A 20,447-nucleotide genomic window follows, 5' to 3' on the forward strand; every position below is an offset into this window, starting at 1 on the left:
CAGGCCCCGGCATGGCGCGCAGTTTCCCTGCAACGCCAGCCGGCTCGCCTGGCAGCAGAGCCCTACATCGAGGACAAAATGACTGCATCCAGCTTGACGCACGAAGACGTCACCCAGACGCTGCGCCTGGTCGAGGAGTTGCCTGACGGCGAACTCGTTCTGACGAAAGGCGATTTTTCGCTGACCATCCGGAAGGGGATGACGGGCGCCGGCGCGCCCGCTCCCGTAGCCGCAGCGCGGTCCGAACCGCCCGCTCCGGCCCCTGTACCGCAGACGGCGCCGGTTGCCGAAACCCGGGAAGCGACTGCTCCCGCTTCATCTCCGGCAGACGTTTCGGCCGACGAAGGGCATTTCGTCATGAGGGCGCCGATGCTGGGATGCTTCTATCGCGCGGCCTCTCCCGACGAGCCGCCGCTCGTGGATGTCGGTTCCCACGTGGCAGCCGGCGATACGGTCTGCCTGATCGAGGTGATGAAGCTCTTCAACACGATCGGCGCGGAAATTTCCGGGCGCGTGGTCGCCGTCCATGCCGAGAACGGCGCGATGGTCGATGCCGGCGCGCCGCTGTTCACCATCATGCCGGATTGATCTGCCATGGCCCTTGACCCTCTCGCAACGCCGGGCAGCTCCGATCGCGGACGCAGGATCGGCATCATCGACACGACCCTGCGCGACGCCCAGCAGTGTCTTTGGACGACGCGCATGACGGCGGGCATGATGGCCCCCATCGCGCCAACCATGGATCGGGCCGGCTACGACCAGATCGATTTTATGGCCCCGGTGCAGTTCGACGTCTGCGTGCGCTATCTGCGCGAAGATCCGTGGGAAAAGGCGCGCTTTTTCCGCCAGCAGTTCCAGCGCACGCCGCTCAGGGGCTATTGCCGCAGCAAAAGCCTTCTCGGCTTTGCCATGGTGCCGGATGACATCGTCGAGCTTTGGATCGAACGTTTGTGCGCCAACGGCTTCTCCGTGGTCGGCACGCTCGACGCGCTGTTCGACGTCGACAACATGGTGGTCAGCCTGCGTCGCGCGAAGGCGCTGGGCATGCGGGCGATCGGGGCGCTCGTCTTCTGCGAAAGCGAGGTCCACACCGATGAGCTCTATGCACAGACCGCCAAGGCCCTGGTCGAACGCGCCGATATCGACGGCATCATGATCAAGGACTCCGGCGCGCTGCTCACGCAGGATCGCATCCGGACGCTGGTGCCCGCGCTCAAGGCGGTGCTGGGGCATCGCAGCCTCGAGCTCCACAGCCATTGCAACACCGGGCTGGCGCCGGTCGTCTACCTCGAGGCCGCCCGCCTGGGGATCGACCAGCTGCACACGGCCGTCGCGCCGCTCGCGGGTGGGCCGGCGCAACCTTCCGCCCAGCAAACCCGCCACAATCTGGAGCAGATCGGGTTCGCCACCGACCTCGACATGCAGGCGATCGAGGAGATCAGCGAGTATATCCGCAACGTCGCCGCACAGGAGGGCTTTCCGCTCGGCGCGGCGATGGACTACGACGTCTTCCACTACAAGCACCAGATGCCGGGCGGCATGCTCGCCAACTGGCGCTTCCAGCTTCGGCAGGCGGGGCTGGAGGATCGTTTCGACGAGATCCTGGAGGAAATCGTACGGATCCGGCGCGAGCTGGCATGGCCGATCATGGTCACTCCGTTCTCGCAGATCATTGCCGTGCAGGCGATGCTGAACGTGGTTGGAGGCGAGCGCTATGCTTCCGTTCCGGACGAGGTCAAGATGTATGCCCTCGGTCATTTCGGCAAGCTGCTGGCGCCTGTCGATCCGGATGCACTCGACCGCATCGTCGCGAACGGGGCGAGCAGCATTCCGCTGGCGCCGGTTCCCCTGGAGCCGGCTCTTCCCCAGCTTCGGCGCAAGTATCCGAACGCCAGCGACGACGAGCACCTGTTGCGCTTCATGTTCCCGGGCAACGACGTCGAGGAGATGATCGCGGCTGGGCCGCTGCGGACGGAATACTCGCTCAACCAGCCGATCGAGAGGCTTCTCAAGGGGCTGGGGTCCCAGAAACGCCTGACGCATCTGTCAGTCTCGAAGGGCAGGGATCGCATCTCCTACACGCGAGGCTGACTGTTCACAGAGGTGGTGCTGGAAAGGCTCCCACGCGAGCCTTTCCAGACGGCATATTCCTATAGATAATGTAGAAGTTTCGCTACAAGTACGGTACCTACGGCAAAACAGCGGTACTGGATGCGCCATGGATGAAACGCAGGACACCGAAACCCAATCGATGGCACAGAAAGGACGCGTCCACAGGCGCGCCCTGAGTGCCGTCTTCGGTGACGGATCGCGGCCTCTCTACAAGGAGGTGAAGCTGGCGCTGACGCGCCTGCTTTCAAGCGGCGATGTCGGTCCCGGGGAAGCAATCCCGACCGAGAAGCAGCTTTGCGAACAGTTCGGCGTGAGCATCGGGACGATCCGCAAGGCCATCGACGAGCTGGTGGCCGAACGGGTTCTGGTTCGCCAGCAGGGGCGCGGCACCTTTCTCGTGAGCCATACGCCCGAACGCATGCTGAACCGGTTCTGGCGGATTGTCGGGCGCAACGGCGCGCGCGAGATCCCGATCGTTCAGACGCTGACCTTCAAGCGGTCCGTGGCCGACGACGCCATTGCCGCGGCCCTGGGTATCGCCAAGGGGGATGCGGTCTTTTCCATCGTGAACCTGCAGCTTCTGGGCGGAGCTCCGGTCGTGCTCGATGAAATCATCCTGCCGCACGCCGCATTCCCGAACCTCACCGAACAAGGCCTGCGTACGCGCGACACCACGATGTATGGCTATTACCAGGAAGCCTTCGGCGTCAACATCATCAACGTCTTTGACAAGCTGAGTGCGATCAAGGCGGACAAGTTCGTCGCCGAGCATCTTTCGGTCAAGGTCGGAGAGCCCATTCTCAAGGTGCAACGCATTGCGTGCACGTTCGACAACCAGCCTGTCGAGCTGCGTTATTCGCAGATCCAGACGGAGAACTACGAATACCACAACACCATGGGCATGCAGTCGACCTAAAGCGGTTTGCAGCCAGGCGAAATCGTCTGGCGTCGCACAAATGCGATTCAACGATAACAGAGCGGCAGAATTGCATTCCTCAGAATGCCCGCCGCTCTAGCCGCTGACGGGCCCAGCCGACCGGGAAGTCACGACTGCGCGCCGCCTCTTGCCGGGCCTGGCATCAGGCCACGCGCCGCGAGCCGTCTGCACCGGCCTCGCTCGCCCATGTCCGGAACGCGTCGCTGACGCGGCCGGCATGGATATCCGCTTCGTCCGGCGTGTAGCCGGCGGCGATCATCTTGCGGCCGAGCATGTGGTCTGCGGGCCGGTTGATGGTGTCGATGGCGACCAGCCGGTCGCGCCGGAAATGATAGACGGCAAATGCGCCGCCCGCCGGATCGCCGGCGACAAGGTGGCGATCCGCGTTTGCCGACAGCCCGACCATCTGCAGCTTCATGTCGGCGGTGTCCGACCAGAACCAGGGGACGGCTCTGTAGGGATCGGACTTGCCCATGATGACGCCGGCGACGTGCCGCGCCTGGTCGGTCGCGTTCTGCACGGATTCCAGACGAACCGGTTGGCCGAGCTGCCAATGCGGAAAGCGGACGCAGTCGCCGATGGCGTAGACGCCGCTCGCCGAGCAACGCAGCAAGTCGTCGGCGACGATGCCTGCATCGACCGCCAACCCGGCCTCCACGGCCAGCGCAACGTCCGGATCGGCGCCGATGCCCACGATCACCATGTCGGCCGCGATGGTCTCGCCGGTGACGGTGAGCACGGCCCGGACGGCTTCATCGCCGGCAAAGGCGCGGGCCTGCGTGCCGAAGCGCACCTCCACGCCGCCTTGCGTCAGCCGCGACAGTACATGGGCGGAGACGACGGGAGACACGGCACGCGCCAGAAGCCGCTCGCCGATCTCCAGCACGGTGACGCGTTTTCCGGACGCGGCCATGGTCGCGGCGGTCTCCAGCCCGATGAAGCCGCCGCCCACGATGACGACGCTCTCGGCCTGGGCCATGTGCTGCTTGATGCCGCGCGCATCGACGGCGGTGCGCAGCGCGAACACCCCGGCCAGGCCGATGCCTTCGATATCGGGCGTCCGGGAGACGGCCCCGGTTGCAAGGATGAGTTCGTCGAAGGCGATCTCGCCATCGTCCAGCACGCAGTTGCGCATCTCGAGGTCGATGCGGCGCACCCGCGCGCCGGGGCGATAGTCGATGCTGCTGGATTCGTAGACGCCATCGCCGCGCAATGGTTGCAGCCTGCCGTCGCCGTCCTTCAGGAAGGCCTTGGAGAGGGGCGGGCGATGGTAGGGGTAGCCGTGCTCGGCCCCGATCAGGGTGATGGCGCCGGCGTAGCCTTCCTGGCGCAGTGAAACCGCCGCCTGCGAACCGCCGTGGCCGGCTCCGATGATGACGACGCCCGGCTTCATGACGCCTTCTGCACGGCTTGATGGCTGGGCAACCGCTCGATCTCGTCGGCGGGAAGGTGCTTCACCTGGTCCCACAGCCGCGATTTCGCGGAGTTCAGCAGCCCGTGCGGATCGAGCCGCTTCTTCCAGGCGAGATGCCGGAAATCCGGCTTCATGGAACCGCCCTCCACATAGGGCACATGCGGATTGGACGTGGGGCAGCCGTGATCGTCATAGATCTTCGCGAGTTCGAAGAGGCGCTGGTCGGTGGTGTAGCGCACCACCGGCAGGTCGAAGGCCACGAGCTGCTCGTTGAGCAGCGCGAACTCGTGGTGCATCAGCACCTCGTCGCCCAGCACCGCCTGCAACTCGTCGATCTTGGCGCCATCGAGGGGCGGCCGGAAGGTCACCTGCAGGTTGGTGACGGTGCGGTCGTGCTTGAGCACCTGCAGGGTCGTGTGGTTGTAAGAAAACTCGGTGAGGGTGGGCAGGCCGGAAGCCTTCATCGCCACGTTGTCGAGTTCGAGTTCCTTGACACCGCCATGCGCGGCGATGATGCGAAGCGTCTCGTCCGCATGCTCCTCGGCGACCATGACCAGCAACAGGTCGCGGCGGCGTTTGGCGATGTCTCCAAGCTGCGTGATCGACGCGGCGACCCGGGCGTCGATCGTCGTCAGCAGCTTCAGGTTGAGATGACGGGCCGTGCCCAGCTCGATGCCCGCCTCGAAGGCGCGCCTGTAGGTGTCGAAGGAGGCGACGATGTTGATCCACCGGGCGGAGGGCACGGTGCCGAGCACGAGATCGGTGATGACGCCGTTGAGGCCCCAGGCATGGTGGATGGCCGAGATGTCCTTGCCGGAGAATTCCTGGCGCCTCGGTTCGCGCTCGACCGACAGAACGGCGATCCGCTCGATGTTCTTGCCGTCGCGCAGCATGCCGTGGCGGATCGAGCCGATGCCGCCCGAGCCGCCCGCGATGAAGCCGCCGATGGTGGCAATCGCCTCGGTCGAAGGGAACAGCGGCAGCTCGCGGCCCTTTTCGGCCAGCGCTTCGTTGATCGCACCGATCCTGGCGCCCGCCTCGACGTGAACCGTGTCGTCGCCGATCTCGATGATGCGATTGAGCCCCGTCATGTCGACGATGAGGCCGCCCTGCATCGGCACGGCCTGGCCGTAGTTCCCGGTGCCGCCACCGCGCACCACGACGGGCGCGTTCCGGTCGACGGCGGTAGCGAGGCACGCAGACAGTTCTTCGACCGATTTCGGGACGGCGACCAGATCGCCGAAGCACGAAGATAGCTCCCGGCTCAGGATCGGGCTGTACCAGAAGAAGTCGCGGGAACGCTTCTTCACCATCGAGGGCGTGTCTATCGTCTCGACCTCGCCGAGCGCGTCGGCGAACGCCTTCCAGTCGATGTCGGTCTTTCCGGAAATGGACATGTTTCCTCCGTCGTTCTCTCAGCCGGCGCGGTGCTGTTGATCGTGCAGGTCGCAGAAGCGCTCGAACTCGCCAAGGAAGCAGGCGAAGTTCCGGGCGGCCGTCTCGAGCAGCTCCTCGCCGATCTGCGGCGTGGCGGCTGCCGCATTGCCACAGGCGCCCGATGCGCTGATGTCCTCGATTGTCCAGGCTGGCCGCGCGCGGCCGGGGGACAGGCCGATATGGGCGAAATCCCGCTGCCAGGCTTCGGCCTCGCTGGCGAAGTCACCGGTCCGGTTCATCGCGACGAGACCGGGATTCAACGCCAGCATGGCGCTCGTTTCGATCAGTCCGGCATGGATGCCGAAGGCGTTCTCGCGCCGATCGCCATGGCGCTCGGCCTCGTTGAAGTTGTACCAGTTGCAGGTCGCGATGCTCAGGCCGTGCGCGATCTTGAGGTCGCGGGCGGCGATCTCGAGAACGGGCGCGTTGCCACCGTGGGCGTTGAGGAGGACGAGCCTGCGGAACCCGGTTCTGACCAGGCTGGCGGCGAGATCGCCCAGGATGGCGAGCAGCGTCTGGGCCGAGAGCGACAGCGTTCCCGGTATCGCGCCGTGCTCGTTGCTCTTGCCGTAGGCAAAGCCCGGCAGGGCCAGCACCGGCAGCCCGTCCCTGACATGGTCGAGCGCCCGCTCCAGCACAGCCTCCGCGAGATCGCGGTCGACGGACACCGGCAGGTGTGGGCCGTGCTGCTCGATGGCGCCGACGGGCAGGACAACGATCGTGCGCGCCCGGTCCATGTCTGCGAAATCGGGCCGCGACAGGTCGGCCCAGCGGAAAGCGAGGCGTGTCATGCAAATGGCTCCGGGGATGGCGTCGCGCGGACGGGATCGACGGCTATGCCGCCGATGATCCGATGATGAATGGAGGCCGGTCTGGTACAGGCTTGGTCGAGCATATCGCTTCTCCGCTGGTCGCTGCGCGACCGGTCGAATTGCGGCTCGTTCCTTGGAAGCCCTGTGCCATGGGGTGCGGGGAATCTTGTCGATGACGCCCTTGCTGTCAAGGCGGGCGGCGCCGGTGACCCCTCGCGAACATATGCTGCGGCGTCCCGCCGGTCGTGACCAGCGGGCCGCCGGACGTTTCTACTGATAGGATGCACCCGGGATGAATGGGTACTTTCGGATCAGGCTTTCATCGATGTCGACGCCCAGTCCGGGACCTTCCGGTGCGCTGATCGCGCCGTCGACGATCTCCAGCGGCGTGCCAAGCTCGTCCCTGAAGGCGTTGATGGCCGACACGTCGGCCTCGTAGATGAACGCATTGGGCGCGACCGACAGCACATGCGTCGAAGCCGCCGTGCTCAGCACGGAGGCGCTGGTGTGCGGCGCGAACTGCAGGTGCCAGGCGCCGGCGAGGGCGGCGATCTTGAGGATCTCGGTGATGCCGCCGGTCTTGCAGCAATCCGCCTGCACGAACTGTATCACCTGCTCGCTGATCAGCGCCCGCAGCTCGTGGCGCGTGAAATGGTTCTCGCCTGCCGCCAGCGGCGTCGAGGTGACGTCGCGCAGGCGGCGGTAGCCTGGCAGGTTGTCGGGCGTGAACGGCTCTTCAAGCCACGCCAGCTTGCCGGCTTCGCAGATCTCCGCGATGCGGTGCACGTCGGCCGTGCGGTAGCGGGTGCCGGCGTCGGCGGCCAGCACGATGTCGTCGCCGAATGCGGCGCGCACGCCTGCCACGCGCTCCAGATCCTTCTCCAGCCTGTCGCCGACGCGCAGCTTCATGAAGCCGTAGCCCTTGGCGACATAGCGCTCGATTTCGGCGTTGAGTTCATCGACGGGCTGGAAGCCGAGGCTGATCCCGCCGGCATAGGCCGGAATCGGACGCCGCTTGCCGCCGAGCAGCTTGTAGACCGGCTGTCCGAGATCCTTGCCCTTGATGTCCCACAGAGCCAGGTCGACGCCCGACAGCCCGATCACCGCGGCAGCGCCGGGGCCGTGCGTGGCGATGTAGCGGCGATAGCTGGCGTCCCAGATTGCCTCCGTCTCGTGCGCGTCCATGCCCAGGATGGACGGGCCGAGCGCGTCGTTGATGAAGGCTGCGATGGTGCTCGGCGTCTGCGCGTGGTGCGCCTCGCCGTACCCGACGATGCCGTCCTGGGTCTCGATGCGCACCAGCACCATGTCACGCTTTGCCGAGCGGCCGACCGCGAAGGTCGCGCCGCCGGGCGTCGGACAGGACAGGGCGTAGGCGTTTACGCTTTTGATCTTGGTCATCGTCTGAAAAAGTCTCCGGTCAGCCCTTCACCGCACCGCCGCCGACGCCGGAAACCAGGTGCTTCTGAAGGAAGAAGAATACGAGCAATATCGGAGCGGCCGTGATCACGCCGCCAGCCATCAGCATGCCCCAGTCGGTCGTGTACTGGCCGATCAGGCCCGAGAGGCCGAGCGGCAGCGTCCGGTTCTTGTCCGACAGGATGAAGGTCGAGGCGTAGAGGAACTCGTTCCAGGTGTGGATCATCACCCATGTCGCGACGGCCACGATGCCCGGTCGCGCCATCGGCAGGATGACGCGCCAGAAAGCCTGCCAGCGCGTGCAGCCGTCCAGCCGCGCGGCGTCCTCCAGCGAGTGGGGAACCTGGGCGAAGAAGCCGCGCATGAGCCAGACGCACAGCGGCAGCATGTAACTCAGATAGACCGGGATCAGGCCGTACAGGCTGTCCAGCCAGCCGAGGAAGCGAAGCTGGATGTAGAACGGGATCAGGAGCAGCACCGGCGGGAACATCTGCCCGTAGAGCATGAACAGCGGCAGCATCACCGAGCCCTTGAACTTGTGGCGCGCCATGGCGTAGCCGGCGGTGACCGCAAGCAGCACGCTGATGGCGGTCACGCTGATCGTCAGGATCAGGCTGTTCATGGCGAAACGCCAGAACTCCGCTCCGATCAGCAGGTCCACATAGTTCTGGAAGGTGATGGAGTGCGGCAGGATCGAGGGCGGCCGCGCAAAGATCTCGTCCTTTGCGCGCAGCGAGGTGGCGATCATCCAGTAGAACGGGAAGACGCACCAGATGAATGCGGCCCACAGGCCGACGTAGAGCAGGCCGAGCCGGACCGCCTTCGGCGTACGTGTGCGCTTGAGCGGCGCGCTTGAGCGCGTGCTGGCCATTCCGGCCTCCATGGTGGCTGACGACATCTCAGTCGGCTTCCTTGGCCTGGATCAATTTGAGGTAGAGCGTGGTTGCGATGACCAGGCCGACGAAGAGCATGGTCGCCACGGCCGACGCCATGCCGAGATCGAAGCGCTGGAAGCCGTATTTGTAGGCCAGCGTGAACAGGATCTCGGACGAATTCAGCGGTCCGCCTTCGGTCATCAGCCAGATGGCGTTGAAGTTGTTGACCGTGAGGATGAAGGTCAGCACCGCGGCGATGGCGAACGAGACGCGGATCTGCGGCAGGATCACATGCCACAGTTTTCGCCAGCCCGACGCGCCATCCATCGAGGCGGCCTCCAGGATGGATTTCGGCACCAGCTGCAGGGCCGCGAGCAGAAGCAGCATAACGAACGGCGTGCCCTTCCAGATGCTTTCGACGGTCACCGCGTAGAGGGCCGTCGCGGTGTCGCCCAGCCAGGGATGATAGGCGTCGATGACGCCGAGCCGCACGAGGATTTCGTTCACGATGCCGACGCTGGGGTCGTACATCCACCGCCAGGTGAGCACCGCAACGACGCTCGGCACCACCCACGGCACCAGGATGCCCGAACGGAAGAAGCCGATGCCCGGCACGATGCGATGCAGCAGAAGCGCCAGCGCCAGACCGAAGCCCAGCTGCGCCACGACGTTGAGCACCACCCAGACAAGCGTGTTGAGCGAGGCGAGGACGAAGTTGGGGTCGGCGAAGACCCGCTCGAAGTTGCGCAGGCCGATGAACGGCATGTCGCCGCTGTTGAGCGTGCGCAGCGTCACGTCATGGAAGGCGGAGGTGATGCCCGACAGCACCGGGTACACCACCACGCCGATGGCGATCAGGATGGCCGGCATGACCATCAGGTAGGGATAGAGACGCGCACCCGTGCCGTTCTCGAAGATCGAGGACCAGTGCGGCTTCAGTCGCGTCGTTTCACGGGTGCGCGTTGTCATCTTACTTGGCCAGCAGGCTTTCGACTTCTGTATTGGCCTTGGCCATCGCCTCGGCCGCCGGGGTTCCGCGGATCACGGAATCCCACATGTTGCCGAAGACGTCGCCATGCATCTGGCTCCACGACGCCACGACCGGACGGGGATGGCCCGCGCCGGCCTGCGCCATGAAGGGCTGCAGGTCTTCGGGCAGCTTGGCGATCGCTTCCGGCGTGGTGGCCGCTGCCGTCGCCGACAGGCGGTTGTACTTGCCCATCAGCTCGATGCTGCGCTCGCCGGTGAGCCATTCGATCAGCTGGAAGGAGGCTTCCGGAGACGCCGTGCCCTCGCGGATGGCGAGGTTGTAGCCGCCGATGACGGTTGCCGCTTCCTTGCCCTTGGGAAGGGGGTGGATCGAGAAGTCGAGGTTCGGCGCGTTCTTCTTGATGGCGGCGATCGCCCAGTCGCCGCTGACCACCATGCCGGCGCGCTCCTGCACGAAGGGCGCGTGGACCTCGTCCCAGTTGCCGGCGGTCAGGACCGAGTCCGGCATCGCCTTGTTCTCGGTGTAGAGCTTGGCCAGGAAATCGATCGCCTCGACTGCTTCAGGCGCTCCGACGTGGGACTTGCCGTCCTGGTCGATGAGCTCGCCGCCCGCCTGCCAGATGAAGGAATAGATCTGGAAAGCGCCCATGCGGTTGGAGCCGAAGCTGATGCCGTAGGTGCCCTTGGCGGCATCGGTCATTGCGACGGCTGCCTTGCGCAGCTCTTCCCAGTTGGTCGGAGCCTTGTCGATGCCGGCGTCGGCCAGCATCTTGTCATTGACGATGAGCGCCACGTTGTTGGTGTAGAGCGGCAGTGCGTACTGCTTGCCCTGGTAGCGGCCGGACGCCAGCGGACCCGGCTGGTACTGCGCGGCCAGCGGCTCGGACTGCGCGGTCACGTCCTTCAGCAGACCTGCGTCGGCGAGGCCCGCCACCCAGGCGATGTCCAGCGCCATGACGTCCGGACCCGCTCCGCCGGACATGGCGACGAACAGGTTGCGCTCCATTTCCATGTGCGGAACGGCCTGGACCTCGACCGTATGGCCGGTTTTCTCCTCGAACGCCTTGAGTTCGGCGTAGAGCGGCGCATCGGCGCCGGAGGCGAGCGGGGCGTTTACCCACAGCACCAGATTATCGGCCCAGGCGGGCGCTGCTCCCAGTCCGGCAATGATTGCAGCGGCCATGGCGCTGCTCTTCAGCAAGTTCTTCATGCTACTTCCTCCACATTTCCGCCAGCAGGCGGTGCTCGTCACATTCCTGAGGATGCGGCAGCGTGCTGCCGCGCCGTCATCATCCGATGGCGTTCGTCCATTCGATGCCGGCGCCGAACCAGCGCGCGAAGGCAGCCAGTTCCACCGGTTGTTCCGCGCTCGCGGACGTGCCGCCCTTCACGACGCCGACCGCCTCGATCTTCCAGCCATCCTGGCCGCGCGGCACGGCATCGCCGTCGCCGAACACGATCTCGACCGCGCGGCGCGTCTTGCCATCGAGCGCCAGCACGAGGCGCGCGCCCTTGCGCACGAAAATTGGCATCTTCTCGAGCGGCACATCGTGGATGCGCCACGCCGGTCCTTGGACATAGCCGCCCGAAAGCACGTCCAGCCATTCGCCGTCAGGCAAGTAGACGGCGCGCGTGTTTCCGTAGAAGGCCACCGGGGCGACGAGCACGTCGTCGCCCAGCATGTACTGCTGGTCCCAGTCGTTGATGGCGGACCAGTCCACGCCGGGGAAGGCCAGCGGCATCATGCGCATGAGGGGCAGGCCGCCGTCTGCGGCTTCCCGGCCGTAGCGCTGGAAGACCGGCAACAGGGCGAGGTGCAGGCGCGCATAGTCCTCGTAGACGGCGATCGATGTCGCGTCCATGTCCCATGGCTCGCGGCAGCCCAGCCCGTGCAGCATCATCAGCGGCGTGAAGCAGGAGAACTGCGTCCAGCGTGCGAAGACCTGCGTGGTCGGCGTGCCGAAATAGCCGCCCAGATCGCTGCCGACGAATGACCAGCCGCTGAAGGCTGCGCTCTGGACGGCGCGCACCGCCGAGGGCAGGCCGGTCTTCGGGCAGAAGTCGGACGTCTGGTCGCCGCTCCAGATGGGAGCGCGCACGCGCGGCGAACCCGAACGGCTGATGATCGCCGGGACCTTGCCGTCGAAGGCCGCGATCGTCGCGTCGAGATAGTAGCGCACGAAGGCGTTGTGCGCGCGTCCGCCCGTCTCGCCGGAATGCAGCAGCGCATGCTCGGGAAGCTGTTCGCCGAAGTCCGCCTTGAAGCCCTTGATGCCGCGCTGCAGGAGGCTGCGCAGGTTCTGCGACCACCATGCGCTGGCGTCCGGGTTGGAGAAGTCGATCAGCGCGGCGACGATGTTGGGATTGGCGCCCGGCCGCCGCGTGATGAGCTCTCCATTCGCATCCCTGATCGTGTAGCCCTTGGCGCTCGCATAGTCGAATGACTTGGTGCCGACGACCACCCACGGGCAAAGCCACAGATAGATCTCGGTCCCGTCCGCGGCCATGCGCGCAACCATCTCCCATGCGTCGGGATACTTCTGGGTGTCGAACTCGAAGGAGTGGACCTCGTTTGCCCAGTAGGCGTCGATCAGCTTGACCGCCATGGGCAGGGCGAGGTTGCGGTGACCGTCGATGTCGGCCTGCACCGTCTTCGCGTTCTCGATGCGCCAGTCGCCGGCCTTCCACAGTCCGAAGAAGGAATCCTCCGGCATGATCGGCGGACCGATGCGCTCGATCAGCGCCGCATGGAGCTCATCGAGCGTTCCGACTTGGATCTCGACCTCGAGCCGGTTGCCCTCGACCTGGATGCGCAGCACGTTCGGGTCGAACGGCGCGGCGATGTGGAAGACGGCGGCCGCCTCGTCCGGAAGATAGACGCCATAGCCCAGCGAGGTGGCGATCCAGGGCGAGGGCAGGTAAGTGCCGTTGCCCAGGCCGAAATTCTCCAGATAGAACCGCACCGACTGGCCGCGCAGGTCGAGGGTCTCGAAGCGCTCGCCGCCGCCGAAGGCCTGGAACCGCTTCGGCACCGCGAAGGCGATCTCGATCGCATCGGCGTGCGGATGCGTTACCGTCACTCGCCAGTTCCGGCCGTTGCGGGTCGTCTCGACGGACAGCTCGCCCGGTTCGGCCGGTGCCGCGCTGGTCCAGGATCCCTCTTTCGCGCGCCAGCCGATGCTGGCGGGGCGATAAGCCGCGTCGGCCGGGATGGTCGACATGTCCAGGGCCTCAGACATGGTCGACCTGCACGCCGAGCTGGCGTCCCAGATGCAACACGGCATCGGCCCAGCGCCCGTAGACGGCGGTCACGTGATGCTCGTAGCCCTCGTCGATGAAGTGTCGCACGAGGGTTTCGGAGTCCGCCACGTCAGGACGGAAAAAGCCTGCAGCGCGATTGGCCTTCGACTTCTCGGCAAGCATATCGCCTTCGCTGACGAAGATGCGAAGCTGTCCGTCGGCGCGCAGCGAAAGGCGCAGCAGCGTCACGGGACCGGCCTTCAGCGGAAATGTCTCCTGCTTCAGCACCGGGTCGAGCGAGCGCGGACCGTCGGCCAGGCGGGGGCTTACGCCATAGTGCCAGAGCACCAGCCGGTTGTTGGCGCGGTCGATGCCGGAAATATCCGTCAGGAAGGGGAGGGAGGCCTCGTCGAAGGCGCGCGCGACCAGCGCCGTCACCGCGCCCATGACGTCGCCTTCCGGCGCCAGCGGCACGCTACGGTCCGACAGTTCGCCGAGCGCGCCCCAGGTGCCCTTGAAATCCTCCGCATAGAGGATTTCCGGCCAGTCCCGGATGGCGACCGCGTCAGCCTTCACCTCGTCGAGGCCGGCCGCGAGCCGTGCATAGGTCCGGCCCAGGGCCTTGCGGCCGGCGTCTTCCTCGCCGCCGTCGAAGCTGGCTTCCGCCCAGCGCCGCGCGGCCTCGGCCTCATCGTCGGCGGTGGCCTTGCAGCCGTCAAGGAACTTCACGAGCGTCATCTGCTCGATCGTCACGTCGAGGTGCTGGCGGATTGACCAGGGATCGACGGCGAGATTGGTGAACCAGTCGGCATGCGCGCCGATGAGCGCGATGCGCGCGCCGCGGATGCGCCGGTGGGCGCGGGATGCGGCGGCGAAAGCGGCCAGCTCCGCGGCCAGCCCCTCGTCGTCGGGATTGCCGAGCAGCAGGGTGAAGCCATGGCCGAACCGCGTCAGGGTCGAGGCCCAGAGCTGCGCGCCGCACAGCGAGTTGGTGACGATCTGGTCAGTCTCTTCCAGCGCCCACAGCGCAATCGGCAGACGCCGGTCGCCCAGATGCGACAGTACCTCGTGCAGCAACTCCGCCGTGGCAAAGGTGGAAAGCTGGATCACCAGCGCATCCAGGCTGTCGAGGTCGAGCTGTGCGAATGCCTCGGCGCAGCTCGTACGGTCGCGAGCCAGCTTCGATCCGACGACAAAGCTGCCGGCCAGGCTTCCCGTGTCGACGAGCGCGGAGGTGCGCGCGACAAGCTCGGTCGCGGCGGCTTCCGAAAAGAGCGGCGAGGCAATGAAGACGACGCCTACGCGGCCGGCGGATGCGGCCTTCGGCGAAATTCTGGACGGCATTCAGGCAATCTCCTCCATCGCAACGGGTTGGTCGGGTCTCTCGTCGAGACCGCCGCTGCGTACAAAACAATAGGCTGCGTAGTGCAACGCGGCCTTGGGATCGTTTCCGATCGACGACTCGATGAAGGACAGTCCCAGGCGCTCGCGCGAATATCCGCCGAGCAGGCTCTGGTTCAGCCCTTCCGCTATGGCCGCGCGATCGCCCTCCGGCATCAGCGATGGCCAGCCGCTGACGACCACCTTGGGCACGGGATGCAGGTTGAGCGCGTTGCCCAGCGCCAGGCCGAGCAGGAACTGGCGCTCCCGCAGCGTCGCACGCGCCACGGGATCGACGCTCACGGCTTCCATGAAATGGTCGCCTCTGGTCAGGATGTCGGCGTCGCTGATGCCGATGATCTGCGACACCGCGCGCAGCGAGGTGTAGGCCTCCACGCAGCCCTTGTGTCCGCACCGGCAGGGCAAGCCGTCGCGTTCGATCACCATGTGGCCGATCTCGAAGGCCTGGAAGGCGTCGATCGGCGCGGTGTCGTTGACGATGACGCCGGCGACGCCATGCCCGACGAACAGGAAGAGGTGGTCGCCCGAGATGCTGTAGCCGCCGGGCTGCGAGTAGCGATGGAACGCGGCCTGGGCGATCACCGAGTTGGTGAGGGTCAGCGGCACGTCGGGCAACACCCTGTCCAGGAACACATGCATGCGCTCCATGTCCCAGGGATAGATCGGATTGCCGGCCTCGCGGCCGTAACCCGGGATCGACATTGCGGCGTGGCGCAGCGCTATGCCGCGCGCTGTCGTCCATTCGCGGACGGCCGCCGCGCTGTCGGAGAAAAGCTGTTCGAATTCCTGCTGGGAAAGCTGCGGCGAGGCCGGCATGCGCTCCACGTAGTCCAGCGTTCCGTTGAGGTCGCCGACGCCGAACGAAAGGCGGCTGTTGGACAGCTCTATGCCGAGAACGGCGATATCCTTGCTCAGTGTAACGAGGGCCGTTGGTGCACCGGCGTGGCTCGTCTGTCGGCGCGTCTCAGCGACAATATTTTCTTTGCGCAATTCGTTGAGGATGCGCGAGACGCTGGCTTCCGTGAGATTGGAATCCCGCGCAATGCCCGTACGAAATGCACCTTTCGAACGCAGAAGGCTCTCGAGAACGCTGGCTCGCGTCTCTCTCCTGCTTCGTGGCACAAATCTCCCGGACATTTCTCGACCACATATTTACACTGTGTAATTATTCTGCTTATGAAATGGCTGTTGTCAACAGGGAGCGAGAAGAAAGTGGCTGAGTTGACACTGCGCGGAGTGCGCAAGCGCTTCGGCACCGTGGATGCGGTGAAGGCGGTGGACCTTGATGTGCGCGATGGCGAGTTCGTCGTGCTCGTGGGGCCATCCGGATGTGGAAAGAGCACCCTCCTGCGCATGATCGCGGGGCTGGAGGAAATCAGCGGCGGCGAGATCAAGCTCGACGGTCGCGGCCTCAATTCCGTTGCGCCCCGCGACAGGGACATGGCGATGGTCTTCCAGGACTACGCGCTCTATCCGCACATGACGGTTTCGGAGAATCTAGGCTTCGCGCTCAAGATGCGCGACCTTCCCGCTCAAGCGATCGACGCCAAGGTGCGCGAAGTCGCGCGGATGCTGGAGCTCGAGCCCTATCTCGAGCGCAAACCCCGCGCGCTTTCGGGCGGCCAGCGCCAGCGCGTGGCGCTGGGGCGCGCGCTCATCCGCGATCCCAAGGTTTTCCTCTTCGACGAGCCGCTCTCGAACCTCGACGCCAAGCTGCGCGTCGGCATGCGGATGGAAATCCGCAAGCTGCAGGCGACGCTCGGCACCACCAGCATCTACGTGACGCACGACCAGATCGAAGCCATGACCATGGCCGACCGGATCGTGGTGCTGAAGCTGGGCGAGGTGCAGCAGATCGGGACGCCGAATGAAATCTACCAGCGCCCCGTGAACAGTTTTGTCGGCACCTTCATCGGGTCTCCCCCGATGAGCCTCGTACCGGCGGCGATCGGCGCCGGCAACGGCGGCGCCGTGCTCGACTTCGGCGAAGGCCAGCAATTGCTGCTGCCGGCCGATCGGGCCGAAGCAGCGAAGAGGGCGGGCGTGACCCGCGTCGATGTCGGCCTGCGCGCCGAGCATATCGGCCTGGCCGGCGAAGACGCCGCCGGCGTCTTCGTGTCCGATATCGTCCTGCTCGAGGACCACGGCGCCGACTCGATCGCCGTGGTCAGGCTGGGCGGGCGCGAGGTCATGGCGCGCGTGCGCCCCGGCAGCGTGCAGGTTGGCGAGAAGGCGCGACGCTTTGCGGTCGACCTTGACGCGATCCACCTGTTCCACCCCGAGACGGGGATGCGTCTTGTCTAGCGAGCGCCACCGCTCCGTCTTCTGCGTGGGGCTCGCACTCCAGGACACGATCCTGACGCTCGACCGGATCCCGGATCGTCCGGTGAAGGTTTATGCCAAAGACCGCGGCGAGGTCGGCGGCGGTCCTGCTGCAACCGCCTCCGTGACGGTGGCGAGGCTCGGGGGACGCGCCTCGATTGCCGCTCGCATCGGCGACGACAATGTCGGGACGGCCATCCGCCGCGAGTTCGAGGCGGCCGGCGTCGGTACGGATTGGCTGCGCGCATTTCCGGATGTGCGCTCCTCCGGGGCCGTCGTGCTGGTGGACGAAAAAGGCGAACGGCTCATCGTGGCCTACACAGATCCCCGGCTGCCCGCGGACGCGGACTGGCTGCAGCCGCAAGACTGGGGCGACGCCGTCCTCTGCGACCTGACCTGGCCCGAGGGCGCGCTGCGCTGCCTGCGCGCCGCCCGCGCCGCCGGCATACCCTCGGTGCTCGATGCCGACATCTCGCGCCACGCGCCGGAGACGGTGGCCACGATCGTCGAAGCGGCCGGTCATGTCATCTTTTCGCGCCCGGGTCTTGCGCAGTTCACCGGTACGGAAGCGATCGAGGAAGGCCTCAAGGCCGCGAGCCGGCCGGAACACAGATTGGTCGGGGTGACGGACGGCGCGGAGGGACTCTACTGGCTGGAGGACGGCGTGCTTCGCAACGCTGCGCCGGCCCGCGTCGACGTGGTCGACACGACCGGAGCCGGCGATGCGTTCCACGGCGCATTCGCGCTGGCGCTCGCGCACAGACGTCCGATCCCGGACGCCATCGCCCTTTCCAACGCGGTCGCTGCGCTGAAGTGCACCCGCCCCGGCGGCCGCGCGGGCCTTCCCGGCCCCGCCGATCTTGCCTGCTTCGCTCCCGAACTCAATCTCGACTGGATGACGATCCATGACTGACAAGGCCAACGTTCCCGGCGCGGCGATGACGCGCGACACCCGCCTCGACGACAAGCTTGCGGCGATCCGTCGCGATCCGTCCGGCAGCAAGGAGTTCCTGATCTGCGACGCCAAGGACCCGGACATGGCGCGCGGCGTCAACGCGCTCGGCCTGGTGCGCGGCGCGGACGGCCGGGATCGGCCACAGGATCGGCGCGGCTTCCTCGAAACCGTGCGCGCCATCGTGCGCCAGGACATCGTCGACCTGATGCTGCTGTCGCCCTACAACCTGCACCAGCTGGCCATCGAGGAAGAGTTCTTCACCGGCAGCAGGATGGCGCGCGCCGCGCGCGTCAACGACACCAGCGAGATCTGGCTGCCGCGCCATGGGACCTACCGCGCCACCGCGTCAAAGCCGTTCCGCACCGCCGACCTGTCGCGGGTGATGCACGGCGGTCGCCCGCCTCTCGCAAATGGCGTGGCCGGCGCAGATCTGGGCCTCTACAGCCTGACATTCACCAATGATGTGGAAGCCGACTATCAGACGCTCGGCGCCTACAATGCGTTCCGCGCGGAGTGCAACGCCCTCGGTTTCCGCCACTTCCTCGAGGTCTTCAACCCGAATGTCGGGACGCTGGCCGGGGCCGAGGTCGGCGAATACGTCAACGACTGCATCGTGCGTTGCCTTGCCGGCGTCGACAGGCAAGCCGCGCCGGTGTTCCTGAAGGTCGCCTATAACGGGCCGAGGGCGATGGAGGAACTGGTCCGCTATGACGACCAGATGATCGTCGGCGTGCTTGGCGGCAACGCCGGCACCACCCGCGACACGCTCGAACTCCTGTATCAGTCGAAGCGCTATGGCGCGCGGCTGGCGCTGTTCGGCCGCAAGATCAACCAGGCCGAGTCGCCGCTCGACCTGATCGAGATCCTCCGGCGCGTCGCCGACGACGAGTTGAAGCCGGCGGAGGGCGTCGCCATCTATCATGATCGCCTGGCAAAAGCCGGCTTGATTGCACGCCGCGGACTTGACGAGGACGGCAGCGTGAGCCAACCCGTGCTCCAGGCTGCCTGACGCGGCGAAGGAGAATGTGCGTGACTGACCGGATCGAATACCCCTCCACCCAGCTTTTCATCAACGGACAGTGGCGGGATGCCGCCGACGGCCGGACGATCGACGTGATCGATCCTGCGACCGGCGAGGTCGTCGGCAAGGTTGCCCACGCGACCCGCGCCGATCTGGACGCAGCCCTTGCCGCGGCGGAACGGGGTTTCGCCATCTGGAGCGCCACGTCTGCCTATGACCGCGCGAAGACGATGCGGCGCGCCGCCGAACTCCTGCGCCAGCGTGCGGACCGCATCGCCGTCATCATGACGCGCGAGCAGGGAAAGCCGGTCGTCGAGGCGCGCATGGAGACGCTCGCGGCTGCCGACATCATCGAATGGTTCGCCGAGGAAGCGCGGCGCACCTACGGCCAGGTCGTGCCGGCGCGCGCGCCCGGCGTCACCCAGATGGTGCTGAAGCTGCCGGTCGGCCCGGTAGCGGCCTTCACGCCGTGGAATTTCCCCATCAACCAGGTTGTGCGCAAGCTGTCTGCGGCGGTGGCGGCCGGCTGCTCGATCATCGTCAAGGCGCCTGAGGAAACCCCCGCATCGCCGGCCGAACTGATCCGTGTCTTCGTCGACGCCGGCATTCCGGAAGGGGTCGTCAACCTGGTCTACGGCGTGCCGGCCGAGATATCGGAATACCTCATTCCGCATCCGGTCATCCGCAAGATCTCCTTCACCGGCTCGACGCCGGTCGGCAAGCAGCTCGCCGCGCTGGCCGGCGCGCACATGAAGCTCGCCACCATGGAACTGGGCGGCCATGCGCCGGCACTCGTCTTCGACGATGGCGATGTCGGCAAGGCAGTCAAGGTGCTTGCCGGGTCGAAATTCCGCAACGCCGGTCAGGTCTGCGTGTCGCCGACGCGCTTCCTGGTGCAGGACGGGGTCTATGACGGCTTCCTCGAGGCGTTCACCGATGCGGCCAGGGCCATCAAGGTCGGCAACGGCCTGGAGGAAGGCGTCCAGATGGGGCCGCTCGCCAACGAGCGCCGCATCCCCGCACTCGAAACCCTTGTCAACGATGCTGTCTCCCGGGGCGCGGATCTGAAACTCGGCGGCCGTCGCATCGGCAACGAGGGCAATTTCTTCGAGCCTACGGTTCTAGCCAACGTGCCGACCGATGCGCGCATCATGAACGAGGAGCCGTTCGGCCCCGTCGCGATCGTCAACCGCTTCTCCACAGTGGAAGAGGCGATCGCGGAGGCGAACCGGCTGCCCTACGGCCTCGCCAGCTACGCCTTCACGCGCTCGACTGAAACGGCCGACGCGCTCGGCAAGCGCATCGTCGCCGGCATGACGACCATCAACCACAACGGGCTGGCGCTGCCGGAGGTGCATTTCGGCGGCGTGCGCGATTCCGGCTATGGCAGCGAAGGCGGTACGGAGGCGATCAACGCCTACCTGACGCCCAAGCTGGTTTCGCTCTCCGCAGGCTGACGTCGGGCTGCTTGCCTCTGAGATGACCGCTCCTGCGCCGGATGGATCGACGATC

The 20,447-nt window shown here is 66.1% G+C and carries 17 protein-coding genes; 7 read left to right on the top strand and 10 right to left on the bottom strand.

The window, feature by feature from the left end:
- Positions 1-78: 78 nt before the first annotated feature.
- The 3 genes from PD284_RS24760 (at position 79) to PD284_RS24770 (ending at position 3,028) form a co-directional block, all read left to right on the top strand.
- A complete protein-coding gene (locus PD284_RS24760; RefSeq protein WP_274631008.1) occupies positions 79-588 on the top strand; it encodes an acetyl-CoA carboxylase biotin carboxyl carrier protein in 510 nt (169 codons plus the stop codon).
- 6 nt (positions 589-594) lie between these two features.
- Positions 595-2,091, top strand: coding sequence for a hypothetical protein (locus PD284_RS24765; protein WP_274631009.1), 1,497 nt, complete (start codon positions 595-597; stop codon positions 2,089-2,091).
- Positions 2,092-2,218: 127 nt separating this feature from the next.
- The gene (locus PD284_RS24770) at positions 2,219-3,028 is read left to right on the top strand and encodes a GntR family transcriptional regulator (RefSeq protein ID WP_274631010.1); all 810 of its coding nucleotides are present in this window, start codon (positions 2,219-2,221) and stop codon (positions 3,026-3,028) included.
- 163 nt (positions 3,029-3,191) lie between these two features.
- Here PD284_RS24770 and PD284_RS24775 read toward each other — a convergent pair whose 3' ends face one another.
- The 10 genes from PD284_RS24775 to PD284_RS24820 all read right to left on the bottom strand — a co-directional run bounded on the left by PD284_RS24775 (position 3,192) and on the right by PD284_RS24820 (position 15,627).
- Positions 3,192-4,442: an NAD(P)/FAD-dependent oxidoreductase gene (locus tag PD284_RS24775; protein WP_274631011.1), complete on the bottom strand. Its 1,251-nt coding sequence runs from the start codon at positions 4,440-4,442 to the stop codon at positions 3,192-3,194.
- The gene (locus PD284_RS24780; RefSeq protein ID WP_274631012.1) at positions 4,439-5,860 is read right to left on the bottom strand and encodes an FAD-binding oxidoreductase; all 1,422 of its coding nucleotides are present in this window, start codon (positions 5,858-5,860) and stop codon (positions 4,439-4,441) included. The genes PD284_RS24775 and PD284_RS24780 overlap by 4 nt, the downstream gene beginning before the upstream one ends.
- Before the next feature lie 18 nt (positions 5,861-5,878).
- Positions 5,879-6,691 carry a creatininase family protein gene (locus tag PD284_RS24785; RefSeq protein WP_274631013.1) on the bottom strand — a complete coding sequence of 271 codons (813 nt, stop codon included), beginning with the start codon at positions 6,689-6,691 and terminating at the stop codon, positions 5,879-5,881.
- 291 nt (positions 6,692-6,982) lie between these two features.
- Entirely contained in the window at positions 6,983-8,113 is a 1,131-nt protein-coding gene (locus PD284_RS24790) for a mandelate racemase/muconate lactonizing enzyme family protein (protein ID WP_274631014.1), read from the bottom strand.
- A 19-nt stretch (positions 8,114-8,132) separates the two neighbouring features.
- A complete protein-coding gene (locus PD284_RS24795) occupies positions 8,133-9,002 on the bottom strand; it encodes a carbohydrate ABC transporter permease (protein ID WP_274631015.1) in 870 nt (289 codons plus the stop codon).
- Positions 9,003-9,030: 28 nt separating this feature from the next.
- Entirely contained in the window at positions 9,031-9,975 is a 945-nt protein-coding gene (locus tag PD284_RS24800; RefSeq protein ID WP_274631016.1) for a carbohydrate ABC transporter permease, read from the bottom strand.
- A gap of 1 nt (position 9,976) precedes the next feature.
- On the bottom strand, positions 9,977-11,206 hold the full coding sequence (locus PD284_RS24805) for an ABC transporter substrate-binding protein (RefSeq protein ID WP_274631017.1): 1,230 nt from the start codon (positions 11,204-11,206) through the stop codon (positions 9,977-9,979).
- A gap of 79 nt (positions 11,207-11,285) precedes the next feature.
- Complete coding sequence (locus PD284_RS24810; protein WP_274631018.1) at positions 11,286-13,235, bottom strand: TIM-barrel domain-containing protein; 1,950 nt, start codon at positions 13,233-13,235, stop codon at positions 11,286-11,288.
- The gene (locus PD284_RS24815) at positions 13,228-14,580 is read right to left on the bottom strand and encodes a hypothetical protein (RefSeq protein WP_274631019.1); all 1,353 of its coding nucleotides are present in this window, start codon (positions 14,578-14,580) and stop codon (positions 13,228-13,230) included. The genes PD284_RS24810 and PD284_RS24815 overlap by 8 nt, the downstream gene beginning before the upstream one ends.
- Positions 14,581-15,627, bottom strand: a complete 1,047-nt coding sequence (locus PD284_RS24820) for an ROK family protein (RefSeq protein WP_274631020.1) — start codon at positions 15,625-15,627, stop codon at positions 14,581-14,583. It lies immediately after the preceding gene.
- Positions 15,628-15,849: 222 nt separating this feature from the next.
- Between PD284_RS24820 and PD284_RS24825 the strand changes: the two genes are divergently transcribed.
- The 4 genes from PD284_RS24825 to PD284_RS24840 are packed head-to-tail and all read left to right on the top strand — an operon-like array spanning position 15,850 to position 20,392.
- A complete protein-coding gene (locus tag PD284_RS24825; protein WP_274631021.1) occupies positions 15,850-16,941 on the top strand; it encodes an ABC transporter ATP-binding protein in 1,092 nt (363 codons plus the stop codon).
- Positions 16,934-17,872 carry a PfkB family carbohydrate kinase gene (locus PD284_RS24830; RefSeq protein WP_274631022.1) on the top strand — a complete coding sequence of 313 codons (939 nt, stop codon included), beginning with the start codon at positions 16,934-16,936 and terminating at the stop codon, positions 17,870-17,872. The genes PD284_RS24825 and PD284_RS24830 overlap by 8 nt, the downstream gene beginning before the upstream one ends.
- Positions 17,865-18,923, top strand: coding sequence for a beta/alpha barrel domain-containing protein (locus PD284_RS24835; protein ID WP_274631023.1), 1,059 nt, complete (start codon positions 17,865-17,867; stop codon positions 18,921-18,923). The genes PD284_RS24830 and PD284_RS24835 overlap by 8 nt, the downstream gene beginning before the upstream one ends.
- Before the next feature lie 14 nt (positions 18,924-18,937).
- Positions 18,938-20,392, top strand: a complete 1,455-nt coding sequence (locus PD284_RS24840; RefSeq protein WP_411956292.1) for an NAD-dependent succinate-semialdehyde dehydrogenase — start codon at positions 18,938-18,940, stop codon at positions 20,390-20,392.
- Positions 20,393-20,447 lie beyond the last annotated feature (55 nt).

The sequence above is a fragment of the Mesorhizobium shangrilense genome, from assembly GCF_028826155.1.
In the GTDB taxonomy this organism is placed as follows: domain Bacteria; phylum Pseudomonadota; class Alphaproteobacteria; order Rhizobiales; family Rhizobiaceae; genus Arvimicrobium; species Arvimicrobium flavum.

What these genes read in the sequence shown, in the direction of transcription:
- PD284_RS24780 (WP_274631012.1), bottom strand. Translation starts at nt 5,860, where the DNA reads ATGTCCATTTCCGGAAAGACCGACATCGACTGGAAGGCGTTCGCCGAC.
- PD284_RS24775 (WP_274631011.1), bottom strand. Translation starts at nt 4,442, where the DNA reads ATGAAGCCGGGCGTCGTCATCATCGGAGCCGGCCACGGCGGTTCGCAG.
- PD284_RS24810 (WP_274631018.1), bottom strand. Translation starts at nt 13,235, where the DNA reads ATGTCTGAGGCCCTGGACATGTCGACCATCCCGGCCGACGCGGCTTAT.
- PD284_RS24795 (WP_274631015.1), bottom strand. Translation starts at nt 9,002, where the DNA reads ATGGCCAGCACGCGCTCAAGCGCGCCGCTCAAGCGCACACGTACGCCG.
- PD284_RS24800 (WP_274631016.1), bottom strand. Translation starts at nt 9,975, where the DNA reads ATGACAACGCGCACCCGTGAAACGACGCGACTGAAGCCGCACTGGTCC.
- PD284_RS24785 (WP_274631013.1), bottom strand. Translation starts at nt 6,691, where the DNA reads ATGACACGCCTCGCTTTCCGCTGGGCCGACCTGTCGCGGCCCGATTTC.
- PD284_RS24765 (WP_274631009.1), top strand. Translation starts at nt 595, where the DNA reads ATGGCCCTTGACCCTCTCGCAACGCCGGGCAGCTCCGATCGCGGACGC.
- PD284_RS24835 (WP_274631023.1), top strand. Translation starts at nt 17,865, where the DNA reads ATGACTGACAAGGCCAACGTTCCCGGCGCGGCGATGACGCGCGACACC.
- PD284_RS24790 (WP_274631014.1), bottom strand. Translation starts at nt 8,113, where the DNA reads ATGACCAAGATCAAAAGCGTAAACGCCTACGCCCTGTCCTGTCCGACG.
- PD284_RS24805 (WP_274631017.1), bottom strand. Translation starts at nt 11,206, where the DNA reads ATGAAGAACTTGCTGAAGAGCAGCGCCATGGCCGCTGCAATCATTGCC.
- PD284_RS24815 (WP_274631019.1), bottom strand. Translation starts at nt 14,580, where the DNA reads ATGCCGTCCAGAATTTCGCCGAAGGCCGCATCCGCCGGCCGCGTAGGC.
- PD284_RS24760 (WP_274631008.1), top strand. Translation starts at nt 79, where the DNA reads ATGACTGCATCCAGCTTGACGCACGAAGACGTCACCCAGACGCTGCGC.
- PD284_RS24840 (WP_411956292.1), top strand. Translation starts at nt 18,938, where the DNA reads ATGTGCGTGACTGACCGGATCGAATACCCCTCCACCCAGCTTTTCATC.
- PD284_RS24770 (WP_274631010.1), top strand. Translation starts at nt 2,219, where the DNA reads ATGGATGAAACGCAGGACACCGAAACCCAATCGATGGCACAGAAAGGA.